The organism is Aeromonas sp. s8 (genome assembly GCF_040907785.1).
GTDB lineage: Bacteria > Pseudomonadota > Gammaproteobacteria > Enterobacterales > Aeromonadaceae > Aeromonas > Aeromonas veronii.
Window position 1 is genome coordinate 32,476 of the sequence record NZ_JBFOCL010000007.1, and the last position, 11,604, is coordinate 44,079.

General features: G+C 57.4%; 7 protein-coding genes and 1 pseudogene. 5 read left to right on the top strand and 3 right to left on the bottom strand.

Annotation, left to right across the window (positions count from 1 at the left end):
- Positions 1–113: 113 nt before the first annotated feature.
- From AB5Y86_RS00955 to AB5Y86_RS00975, 5 genes and pseudogenes are all read left to right on the top strand, one after another.
- Complete coding sequence (locus tag AB5Y86_RS00955; protein ID WP_005352506.1) at positions 114–1,133, top strand: putative 2-aminoethylphosphonate ABC transporter substrate-binding protein; 1,020 nt, start codon at positions 114–116, stop codon at positions 1,131–1,133.
- A 272-nt stretch (positions 1,134–1,405) separates the two neighbouring features.
- Positions 1,406–2,500 carry a putative 2-aminoethylphosphonate ABC transporter ATP-binding protein gene (locus AB5Y86_RS00960; protein ID WP_368191796.1) on the top strand — a complete coding sequence of 365 codons (1,095 nt, stop codon included), beginning with the start codon at positions 1,406–1,408 and terminating at the stop codon, positions 2,498–2,500.
- A complete protein-coding gene (locus AB5Y86_RS00965; protein ID WP_368191798.1) occupies positions 2,497–4,233 on the top strand; it encodes a putative 2-aminoethylphosphonate ABC transporter permease subunit in 1,737 nt (578 codons plus the stop codon). Before AB5Y86_RS00960 ends, AB5Y86_RS00965 begins: the two co-directional genes overlap by 4 nt.
- A gap of 18 nt (positions 4,234–4,251) precedes the next feature.
- Positions 4,252–5,658 (top strand): annotated as a pseudogene (locus AB5Y86_RS00970) (FAD-dependent oxidoreductase).
- An 876-nt stretch (positions 5,659–6,534) separates the two neighbouring features.
- Positions 6,535–8,070, top strand: coding sequence for an RNA-directed DNA polymerase (locus AB5Y86_RS00975; RefSeq protein ID WP_368191800.1), 1,536 nt, complete (start codon positions 6,535–6,537; stop codon positions 8,068–8,070).
- 116 nt (positions 8,071–8,186) lie between these two features.
- Here AB5Y86_RS00975 and sucD read toward each other — a convergent pair whose 3' ends face one another.
- From sucD to odhB, 3 genes are all read right to left on the bottom strand, one after another.
- The gene (gene sucD / locus AB5Y86_RS00980) at positions 8,187–9,059 is read right to left on the bottom strand and encodes a succinate--CoA ligase subunit alpha (protein ID WP_005333542.1); all 873 of its coding nucleotides are present in this window, start codon (positions 9,057–9,059) and stop codon (positions 8,187–8,189) included.
- Positions 9,059–10,225: an ADP-forming succinate--CoA ligase subunit beta gene (gene sucC, locus AB5Y86_RS00985; RefSeq protein WP_005361097.1), complete on the bottom strand. Its 1,167-nt coding sequence runs from the start codon at positions 10,223–10,225 to the stop codon at positions 9,059–9,061. The genes sucD and sucC overlap by 1 nt, the downstream gene beginning before the upstream one ends.
- Before the next feature lie 171 nt (positions 10,226–10,396).
- Positions 10,397–11,587 carry a 2-oxoglutarate dehydrogenase complex dihydrolipoyllysine-residue succinyltransferase gene (gene odhB / locus AB5Y86_RS00990; protein ID WP_043824260.1) on the bottom strand — a complete coding sequence of 397 codons (1,191 nt, stop codon included), beginning with the start codon at positions 11,585–11,587 and terminating at the stop codon, positions 10,397–10,399.
- Positions 11,588–11,604: the final 17 nt, after the last annotated feature.

Consider the following 11,604-nt stretch of genomic DNA (forward strand, 5'->3'; position numbering starts at 1 on the left):
TAAATCAGGAACGGCAAAACGTCACGGGGCTGTCACGGTCACGTCATAAAGATCCCCTAGCCTCTCTCTCGACCAATCTGGTTTATACCAAATCAATTTAACTGGAGAAGAGGATGAAACAGGGAACCCATCTGCTGGCCGCCGCCGTGCTGGCTGCCATGACCGCCCCGGCACTGGCCGCGACCGATCTCACCGTCTACACCGCCTTCGAACCGGAGCAGCTCAACGAGCTGAAAACCGCGTTCGAGCGCCAGCATCCGGATATCAACATCAAATGGGTGCGTGACTCCACCGGCGTGGTCACCGCCCGCTTGCTGGCAGAAAAAGCCCAGCCCAAAGCGGATGTGGTGTGGGGACTGGCCGCCACCAGCCTGATGCAGCTCGATCAGCAGCAGATGCTCAATGCCTATGCACCGAAAGGGCTGGATAAGCTCGACAGCCGCTTTCGCGACAGCAAGGCCGAGCCGCACTGGATCGGTCTGGACGCCTTCTTCAGCGCCATCTGCTTCAACAAGGTAGAGGCAGAAAAACAGGGGATCCCGGCCCCCACCAGCTGGGCAGACCTCACCAAGCCCATCTACAAGGGCAAGGTGATCATGCCCAACCCCAGCTCCTCCGGCACCGGTTACCTGAGCGTTGCGGGCTGGCTGCAGACCATGGGTGAGCAGCAGGGCTGGCAATTCATGAACGGCCTGCACCAGAACATCGACCGTTACACCCACTCGGGCTCCGCCCCCTGCAAGCTGGCCGCCAGCGGCGAGACGGTGATCGGTATCTCCTTCGACTTCCCGGCTACCAGCCTCAAGGCCAAGGGTGCCCCCATCGAAGTGGTGTTCCCGAAAGAGGGGTCGGGCTGGGATATGGAAGCCGCCGCCATCATCAAGGGCACCCCCAAGCTGGAAGCCGCCAAACAGCTGCTCGACTTTGCCGCCACCGAACAGGCCAACGCCCTCTACAACAAGTCGTTCGCAGTGGTCGCCATCCCCGATGTAGCCCAACCGAGAGCGGGCTATCCGGCGGATATCAAAGGCCAGATGATCGACAACGACTTTAGCTGGGCAGCCCGCGAGCGTAACGCCATCCTGGCCCAGTGGAGCGCCAGCTTCGACGGCAAGACCGAAGCCAAACAGTAAGCGTGAAGGGCGGCGGTTTGTTCACACCAGACACACCGCTGCCAATAAACTGCCAGTCGAAGGCCAACAGCTGTTGGCCTTCGCTTTTTGGTTTTAACTTCCCGAGTGTGTAGTGCCTTCAATTAGCGATGCTTAGTCCATTCGCACAGTGCCCAGCCACTTGCTGGCGACCCGATCTCATTTGACTGTCATCAAGCTGTCATCCCCCGATCACCTGACCGTCACACTTCACCCGCAAACTGGTATATACCAAATCAGTAGCGAGTCGAACCATGACCCAGCCCTATCTGGACATTCAACATCTCAACAAGCAGTTCGGTGCTTTTCAGGCCCTGAAAGGGATCTCTCTGACCATTGAGCCGGGGGAGTTTATCTGCTTTCTCGGCCCCTCCGGCTGCGGCAAAACCACCCTGCTCAGAGCCATCGCCGGGCTGGATCTGCCAGACAGCGGCGAGATCTGGCAAGGGGGGCGCAATATCTCCCGCCTGCCGCCCCAGGAGCGCGATTTTGGCATCGTGTTTCAGTCCTATGCTCTCTTCCCCAACCTGACGGTGGCCCAGAACATCGCCTTCGGCCTTGAAAATCAGGGGTTGGCGCGGGATCTCATCAAGGAGCGGGTGGACCACTGGCTGGGGCTGGTGGATCTCACTGCCCAGTCCCACAAATACCCGAGCCAGATCTCCGGCGGCCAGCAGCAGCGGGTGGCGCTGGCCCGGGCGCTCGCCCTTTCCCCCGGTCTGTTGTTGCTCGACGAACCGCTCAGCGCGCTGGATGCGCTGGTGCGCACCCATCTTCGCAGCGAGATCCGCGCCCTGCAGCAGCGCCTTGGCATCACCACCATCATGGTGACCCACGATCAGGAAGAGGCGCTGACCATGGCCGATCGCATCGTGGTGATGGAGGGCGGCCGCATCGTGCAGGTGGGCACCCCGCAGGAGATCTACCACCAGCCTGCCAGCCGCTTCGTGGCAAGCTTCGTCGGCACCATGAACTTCCTCGAGACCCTGGTGCTGAGCCCCAATCAGGTGCGCCTCAACGAACAACCGCTGACACTTGCCAACCAGGCCGCAGCCGGCAGCAAATTGCAGGTGGCGATCCGCCCCGAGGCGATCACCCTGAGTGCGCCGAGCGAGCCGTATCTTGGGCAACATGGCATTGAAGCAACCATCGATCAGGTGGAATTTCTCGGCGCAGCCCAGCGCCTTATCTGCACCGCCGATACCTATCTGGGCCCGCAGCAAATTCTGGTGGCGCGCCCGACCCACGAGCTGCCCCGCCACGAACAGGGTGGCTGGCGCAGCGGCATGCGCTGCTCGCTGCACTGGCCCGCCGCGGCCATGCAACTGTTTGAGGGAGAGCGCCCATGACTGCCCCCTTCGCAACCTCCTCCCTGTTGTCGACAGCGACAGTCCGGCAAGACGCCCGCTGGCAGCGCCTTTGTCGCGGCTGGAGCCGGGATCAGCTGCTGCAACTGATCCTGCTTCTGCTCGGCATCGCTCTGCTGGTGGGGGGCCTCTTGCTGCCGCTGCTTACCATGCTGCAAAAGAGTCTGCAGGATGAAAATGGGCTCTGGGTGGGCCTTGCCAACTTCAGCGCCTACTTCGACTCCCCTCATCTGGGGCGCACCATCGGCAACACCCTCTGGCTCGGGGTGCTGATCACCGCGCTGGTGGTGACCATCGCCTTTGGCTACGCCTATGCCCTCACCCGCACCTGCATGCCGAGCAAGCCCCTGTTTCGCCTCATCGGTTTGATCCCGCTCCTGATGCCCTCCCTGTTGCCCGCCATCAGTCTGGTCTACTGGTTTGGCAATCAGGGGATCGCCAAGGGGCTGCTCGGCGGCGAGAGTATCTACGGCCCCATCGGCATCGTCATCGGTCTTGGCTTCTGGTGCTTCCCTCACGCCCTGATGATCCTTATCACGGCGCTCGGTCAGAGTGACGCCCGCCTCTATGAAGCCTCCCGGGTGCTGGGCAGCAGCGGCTGGCGCACCTTTGTCACTGTCACCCTGCCTACCGCCCGTTATGGCCTGCTCAGCGCCGCCATCGCGGTCTTCACCCTCACCATCTGCGACTTCGGGGTGGCCAAAGTGATTGGCGGCCAGTACAGCGTGCTGGCTACCGATATCTACCGGCAGGTGATCGGGATGCAGAACTTCTCCCTCGGCGCCGTTGCCAGCGTAACCCTGCTGCTGCCGGCGCTCTTGAGCTTTGCGCTGGAGCACAGAGTGCGCAGCAAGATGCAGGAGCAGAGCAGCACCAAGGCGGTGCCCTATCAGCCCAAACCCCATCGGCTGCGTGACCTGCTGGCGCTCGGCTGGTGCACGCTCTGGGCCCTGCTGTTTCTGGCGCTGGTGGGGATGGCCGTTTACGGCTCCCTGGTGCAGTTCTGGCCCTACAACCTCGAGCTGACGCTGGATCACTACGCCTTTGACAGCAACAGCGTCTACGGCTGGCAGCCCTTTACCAACACCTTGCAGCTGGGCCTCTATAGCGCGCTTATCGGCACCGTGCTGGTGATGGTGCTGGCCTGGGCGCAGGAGAAGGGGCGCCACTTTGCATGGCTTCGCCAGTTGCTGCATCTGCTCGCCATGCTGTCGCTGGCGGTGCCCGGCATGGTGCTGGGGCTAGGTTATATCTTCTTTTTCAACGGCAATCCGCTCTTTGGCGGCCTATACGGCACCCTACCGCTGATGGTGCTCTCCTGCGTCATCCACTACTACACGGTGGGCCATATGACGGCGCTGACCTGCCTCAAGCAACTGCCCAAGGAGCTGGAGCTGGTGGCCATCTCATTGCGCATTCCACTCTGGAAGGCGTTCTGGCGAGTCACCCTGCCCGCCTCCCTGCCCGCACTGCTGGAGATCTTCATCTATCTGTTCGTCAACGCCATGACCACCACCTCGGCGGTGATCTTCCTCTATTCGAGCGACAGCGTGCTCGCCTCCATCGCCGTGCTGAACATGGAGGATTCCGGCGATACCGCCGCGGCCGCCGCCATGGCCACCCTGATCCTGCTGGCCGCCGCCACCATCAAGCTGCTCCAGCTCTTTTTGAGCCGCGCCCTGCTGGATCGCACCCAGCGCTGGCGCCACCAATAACCTTATCGAGGAGTCATCATGTCCACTCTCCCCTTCTGGCTGGCCGAAGCGCTCGCTGCCGAACAGCCCACACCGCCCACGCCCCTAGTCGGCCACCACGAGGCCGATATCTGCATCGTCGGTGGCGGCTTTACCGGGCTATGGAGCGCCATCGCCCTTAAACAGGCCGAGCCAGCCTTACGCATCATGGTGCTGGAGAAAGATCGCTGTGGCAGCGGCGCCTCCGGGCGCAACGGCGGCTGCCTGCTCACCTGGTCGGCCAAGTATCTGACCTTAAAGCGCCTCTTTGGCGAAGAGCAGGCTGCCTGGCTGGTGCAAAGATCCGAGCAGGCGGTACACGAGATCGCCCGCTTCTGCGAAACGCACAACATAGAGGCAGAGCTGAGGGTCGAGGGGACCTGCTACACCGCCACCAGCGAGGCCCAGCGCGGCCTGATGGAGCCGGTATTACAGGAGCTACAGCGAGCCGACCTTAACCAGTGGCAAGTGATTGAAGAGGATAAACTGGCGAGCCAAAGCGGCTCCCACGTTCATCTGGAGGGGCTCTACAGCCCACACGCGGGCTCGGTGCAACCGGCGCTCTTGGTGCGCGGCCTACTGCGGGTGGCGCGGGAGCTGGGGGTCGAGGTTTATGAGCACTCCCCCATGCAGCGCCTTGAGGCGGGTCAGCCCGCGCGGGTGCAAACGCCGCAAGGTGAGGTGCGTGCCCGCAAGGTGGTGCTGGCCCTCAACAGCGCCATGGTGCAGCACTTTCGCGAGTTTCGCCGCAGCATAGTGCTGGTCTCCTCCGATATGGTGATAACCGACCCCGCGCCGGATGCACTGGCCGCCCAGCAGCTTGAGCACGGCCGCAGCGTGGTGGATGGCCGCACCTTTGTCCATTACTACCGCTCCACCCCGCAAGGGCGGCTGATGCTGGGCAAGGGGGGCAATACCTTCGCTTTTGCCAACCGCCATCTGGCCGAGTTTGATGCCCCCAGCCGTTATCTTGCCCCCCTTACCCGCACCCTGCGCCGCTTCTTTCCGGCGCTCAAAGAGGTGCCCATCGCCGCCAGCTGGTGCGGCGCCTCCGACCGCTCGGTAGATGGCCTCCCCTTCTTCGGCCACTGGCGAGGGCAGCCCAATATCGTCTATGGCCTCGGTTACTCCGGCAACGGGGTGGCGCAAAGCTGGATGGGCGGTCAAGTACTGGCGGCTTTGGTGAGAGATGAAGTGCGGTAGGAGGATAAACCCTGGCGTGAATGCGCCCTGGTAAGCGGCCCGCGTGGCTACTTCCCGCCCGAACCCTTTCGCTGGCTGGGCGCCATGGCGGTGCGCAATGCCATCCGCCGCAAAGAGCGGGCGGAAGATGAGAACCGCCCGGTGGCCTGGTATGACAAACAGCTGGCCAAACTTGCCGATGCGGCGGGCAAGGCGGATAAATAGCCCGGCGATAGCGGGCAACCATTTCCCATACTGTTTCGCCCCACACCCTATTTCTTGAAACTGCCGACCCGAGGGTCGGCATTTTTACAGGTGAAATCTGAGGGGGCATTATCGCCAAGCGTGATCAGCTGATGGTCCCAGCGGCGGCAGGGTTGAGATAGCGTGATTTGTAGGTTGGCGCAGAGCGTAGCGAAGCCCAACAGACGAGCATGATTACCCCAACAAGAGCGGGATAAACAAGGATATGACGAAGCCTTAAAACAGATTTACAGGCATATTTCACGGTAAACGTTGGGCTTCACTTCGTTCAGCACCAACCTACCATTTTTAGCCCAACATACGAGATGGTCGCCAGCGGCAAACCGGAGCAGATCGCCGATACCCAGGTCACCCGCACCGTCTTTCGCGGGCAGACGGTCTTTAGCCAATAGGCTCAAGCACAATGGCGAGTGTGAGCATCTGGTCAGCGGCGATCTGAACATATGCAGCCAGACCTGCGCCTTGTAAAAGCAAAATGCCGACCTTTGGGTCGGCATTTTTACTTCGGGAAGTGATAGCGAGCCCTGATGTCAAGGAGCGCTGTACAAGGGTCAATCAACGGGAAGTTAGCCCGCGTTTGGCTCAGCTCTTTAACCCAAATCGGAGCGGTATTGGCAACCTGCGCGGCCAGCAGGTTGCCCCAAGCAGCGGCAGGATTGATTCACCAGCGAAACAGCCTCAGTCAACTTGGTTGCAACAGCGTAACAATCTTGGGCTGTTTGTCACTGGTGGCTGAAGACTCTTGTGGCATAATTCCTTTCCCGAACATCCGAACACGCTTCGCTATTCGTGCATACGGGCTATTCGAAATTACAGGTAATGTGTTGGAGTATTTTCATGACTTTAATCACTGAAATGACTGCTTCGGAAGCAAGAGTTTTTTTCTTGAAACACACCAGTTATTGCGGTTTTCCTCTCCCGGTTTACTTTAACTTCCAGAATCTTCTTAAAAATGTAAGCAATGCCCTGAATAAAAAACAAAATGGCATAAATGACATTGGTTATAAAAATGCTTGTGAATATAGCGGGGCTAATTACACTCTACAGACAAATAAAGATGGTCATTATTCATGGCGTCCATTCGAACTGATTCATCCCGCTATTTACGTCCATCTAGTTCATGAGCTTACTAAAGAGGATGAATGGGAGCTATTATTAAAGAGGTTTAAACAATTTAAAACCAACAAGAAAATAGTCTGCGTAAGCTTACCAAGAGAGTCTGAAGATGAATGTAAGTCTGACACTGCTGAGAGTGTCATGGGATGGTGGCGTAATGTAGAACAACAGTCCATCAACAACGCTCTTGATTTTAAATATTTATTCACTACAGATATAGCTAACTTTTATCCATCAATTTATACCCATTCAATTCCTTGGGCAATTCATACCAAAAGAGTTGCAAAAAACAATAGAAACTTTAATGCAAACCTAGGAAACCGAATAGATCATGCTTTACGCCAGATGCGCTGGGGTCAAACAAATGGCATACCTCAGGGTTCAGCATTAATGGACTTTATAGCTGAAATAGTGCTCGGCTATTGTGATAAACTTCTAAGTGAGAAGCTAAGAAAAGAAAATATCACTGACTACAATATTATTCGATACCGTGATGATTACAGAATATTTACCAATAGCAAGGAGGATGCAGAGGCAATAGCTAGGTATCTTACTGTTATTCTTCAAGGGGTGGGACTACAGCTGAATGTATCTAAAACTTCATTATCTGAAGACATAATATTAAGTTCAATGAAACCTGACAAGCAAGATGCATTAATGCTATTTGGTAAATCCATTTTTTCTACAACCATTCAAAAAACACTGTTGAAATTATCTATTTTCTCAAGACGACACAAAAACTCTGGACAACTTCAAAAGCAACTCGCAAAAATAAATAAACGACTAGAGAGGATGCCGAAACTTAAAGAAGATGTTAAACCTATTGTGAGCATCATCACCGATATTATGATTAACAACCCGAGAGCTTTTTCCTCTTGCGCATTGGTATTAAGCAATGTACTTAAATTCATCCCAAATGATACTGATAAGCTAACTTTATTAAATAAAATAAAATCAAAGTTCGAACCAATATTAGGGACGGGGATTTTAGATATCTGGTTACAACGAATCTCATTCCATATCAATCAAGATATAGAATATCAAGAGCCACTCTGCTCTATTGTATCTGGTAAGTATAATGTACCTCATGAGCATATATGGAATTCCAAGTGGGTCACAGATAATAAATTTAAAAAATCCATACTATCTACGCCATTTATTGATGTAGACGCATTGTATAAATGCGCACCAGTGATTCCAGAGGATGAGGTTGTTTTATTTCCTTATGATATAGACTTTGATGACGATGATGAATAATAAACAAATTTGAATAGCGACACATATTCTTATACACGCGAGAACATACCAATCTAGATCCATTAAAAAACCGCCCATTGGGCGGCATTTTATTAGAGATAACGGGCTAACAGGAATTACCAACCGGTCACTTCGCGCAAGGCCTTGCCGATATCGGCCAGGGAGCGGACGGTTTTCACGCCAGCATCTTCCAGCGCGGCAAACTTCTCGGCAGCAGTACCCTTGCCACCGGAGATAATGGCGCCAGCGTGGCCCATCCGCTTGCCTGGAGGGGCAGTAACACCCGCGATATAGGAGACCACCGGCTTGGTGACGTGGGCCTTGATATAGGCGGCCGCGTCTTCCTCGGCGTTGCCGCCGATCTCGCCGATCATCACGATCGCTTCGGTCTGCGGGTCGTTCTGGAACATCTCCAGAATGTCGATAAAGTTGGAACCCGGGATGGGGTCGCCACCGATACCGACGCAGGTGGACTGGCCAAAGCCCTCGTCAGTGGTCTGCTTGACCGCTTCGTAGGTCAGGGTGCCGGAGCGGGAGACGATGCCCACCTTGCCCGGCTTGTGAATGTGGCCCGGCATGATGCCGATCTTGCATTCACCCGGGGTGATCACGCCCGGGCAGTTGGGGCCGATCATCCGCACGCCGGTCTCTTGCAGCTTCACTTTGACGTCCAGCATATCCAGCGTCGGGATGCCTTCGGTGATGGTGACGATGAGCTTGATACCCGCGTCGATCGCTTCCAGGATGGCATCCTTGCAGAACGGCGCCGGCACATAGATGACGGAGGCGGTGGCGCCGGTCGCTTCGACCGCGTCACGGACGGTGTTGAACACCGGCAGGCCCAGATGGGTGGTGCCGCCCTTGCCCGGGGAGACGCCGCCCACCAGCTGGGTACCATAGGAGAGCGCCTGCTCGGAGTGGAAAGTACCCTGACCGCCGGTAAAGCCCTGGCAGATGACTCGGGTGTCCTTGTTGATCAGTACGCTCATCAGTTGGCCTCCGCTGCTTTGACGACTTGCTGCGCGGCATCGGTCAGACTCTTGGCCGCAATGATGTTGAGGCCGCTCTCGGCCAGCTTGATACCACCCAGCTCGGCGTTGTTGCCTTCCAGACGGACCACGACGGGCACCTTGACCCCCACTTCCTTGACCGCACCTATGATGCCTTCCGCGATCATGTCGCAACGCACTATGCCGCCAAAGATGTTGACCAGCACCGCTTTGACGTTGCTGTCGGAGAGGATGATCTTGAACGCCTCGGTTACCCGTTCCTTGGTGGCGCCGCCGCCGACGTCAAGGAAGTTGGCCGGCTTGCCGCCGTGCAGGTTGACGATGTCCATGGTGCCCATGGCCAGACCCGCGCCGTTGACCATGCAGCCGATGTTGCCATCGAGGGCCACATAGTTGAGCTCCCACTGAGCAGCGTGCGCTTCGCGGGGGTCATCCTGTGACGGGTCGTGCATTTCGCGCAGCTTGGGCTGACGATAGAGGGCGTTGGCGTCGATGTTGATCTTGCCATCCAGGCAGTGCAGGTTGCCCTGCGCGGTGATCACCAGCGGGTTGATCTCCAGCAGCGCGAAATCGCAATCCAGGAACATCTGGCCCAGACCCATGAAGATCTTGGTGAACTGTTTGATCTGATCGCCGACCAGACCCAGTTTGAAGGCCAGTTCGCGGGCCTGATAAGCCTGCGGACCCACCAACGGATCGATGGCCGCCTTGTGGATCAGATGGGGGGTTTCGTGGGCGATCTTCTCGATATCCACGCCACCTTCGGTTGAGGCCATGAAGACCACACGGCGCGAACCACGGTCAACCACGGCGCCCAGGTAGAGCTCTTTGGCGATGTCGGTGCAAGATTCCACCAGGATCTTGGTGACCGGCTGGCCGTTGGCGTCGGTCTGGTAGGTCACCAGATTTTTGCCAAGCCAGTTTTGGGCAAAAGCACGGATCTCATCCTTGCTCTTGGCCACTTTCACGCCGCCCGCTTTACCGCGGCCACCGGCGTGTACCTGGCATTTGACGACCCAGGTATTGCCGCCAATCTTGTCGGCCGCTTCGGCCGCTTCTTGTGGGGTAGCACAGGCATAACCTTCGGAGACCGGCAGGCCATACTCGGCAAACAGCTGTTTTGCCTGATATTCATGCAGATTCATAGATGCTCTATCCGTGTTGTAGGTATTTCCGTCCGGGGCTGGTGTTTCTCAATCCCCTGTGAATGGGGGCCTGGGCGGCCCCTCGTTATCTTTCAATCGCTCGGGTATTACTCAAACGTCCAGCAGCACATCCGGCTCGGGGCGCAAACCCCTTGCCCGGGTACCACAGGCTTAGACGTCCAGCAACAGACGGGTCGGGTCTTCCAGCAGCTCCTTGACGGAGACCAGGAAGCCTACCGATTCGCGTCCGTCGATGAGACGGTGATCGTAGGAGAGCGCCAGATACATCATCGGCAGGATCTCGACCTTGCCGTCAACGGCCATCGGGCGATCCTGGATCTTGTGCATGCCCAGAATGGCGCTCTGGGGCGGGTTGATGATCGGGGTGGACATCAGGGAGCCGAACACGCCACCGTTGGTGATGGTGAAGTTGCCGCCAGTCAGTTCATCCACTGTCAGCTTGCCGTCACGGCCCTTGCCCGCCAGATCCTTGATGGCCTTCTCGATGTCCGCCAGGCTCATGTTGTCGCAGTCGCGCAGCACCGGCGTCACCAGACCACGGGGGGTCGAGACGGCGATGCTAACGTCGAAGTAGTTGTGGTAAACCACGTCATCGCCATCGAGCGCCGCGTTCACTTCCGGATAGCGCTTGAGGGACTCCACCACCGCCTTCACGTAGAAGGACATAAAGCCGAGCTTGATGCCGTGCTTCTTCTCGAAGATCTCGCCGTACTGCTTGCGCAGATCCATGATGGGCTTCATGTTGACCTCGTTGAAGGTGGTCAGCATGGCGGTGGTGTTTTTCGCTTCCAGCAGACGCTCGGCAATGCGCTTGCGCAGACGGGTCATCGGTACCCGCTTGTCGGTGCGACCACCCAGCGGAGTAACCTTGGCTGCCGGAGCGGCCGCGGCGACCGGTGCGGCTGCCGCAGGCTGGCTCTTGGCCTTGATGAAGGCTTCCACATCATCCTTGGTGATGCGACCGCCTTTGCCGGTACCGGTCAGCTTGGTCACGTCGATGTCGTGCTCGCCAATGAGACGACGCACGGAGGGGCTCAAGCCATCGGCACCATCATCGGCCACCGCTTCAGCGGGTTTCTCTTTGGTCTCTTCACCGGCCACCGGAGCGGCGGTGAGGATGGCAATCAGTTGACGGGACAACACGGTTGCCCCTTCCCCTTGCAGAATATCCCCCAGCACACCGGCTTGCGGTGCCGGCACTTCCAGCACCACCTTGTCGGTCTCGATGTCGACCAGCACTTCGTCACGGGCGACCAGATCGCCCGGTTTTTTGTGCCAGGTGGCGATAGTGGCATCGGCCACTGATTCCGGCAGATCCGGTACCTTGATTTCGATAGTCATCCAATCAGTTCCTTTTT

What these genes read in the sequence shown, in the direction of transcription:
- sucD (WP_005333542.1), bottom strand. Translation starts at nt 9,059, where the DNA reads ATGAGCGTACTGATCAACAAGGACACCCGAGTCATCTGCCAGGGCTTT.
- AB5Y86_RS00975 (WP_368191800.1), top strand. Translation starts at nt 6,535, where the DNA reads ATGACTTTAATCACTGAAATGACTGCTTCGGAAGCAAGAGTTTTTTTC.
- AB5Y86_RS00955 (WP_005352506.1), top strand. Translation starts at nt 114, where the DNA reads ATGAAACAGGGAACCCATCTGCTGGCCGCCGCCGTGCTGGCTGCCATG.
- odhB (WP_043824260.1), bottom strand. Translation starts at nt 11,587, where the DNA reads ATGACTATCGAAATCAAGGTACCGGATCTGCCGGAATCAGTGGCCGAT.
- AB5Y86_RS00960 (WP_368191796.1), top strand. Translation starts at nt 1,406, where the DNA reads ATGACCCAGCCCTATCTGGACATTCAACATCTCAACAAGCAGTTCGGT.
- sucC (WP_005361097.1), bottom strand. Translation starts at nt 10,225, where the DNA reads ATGAATCTGCATGAATATCAGGCAAAACAGCTGTTTGCCGAGTATGGC.
- AB5Y86_RS00965 (WP_368191798.1), top strand. Translation starts at nt 2,497, where the DNA reads ATGACTGCCCCCTTCGCAACCTCCTCCCTGTTGTCGACAGCGACAGTC.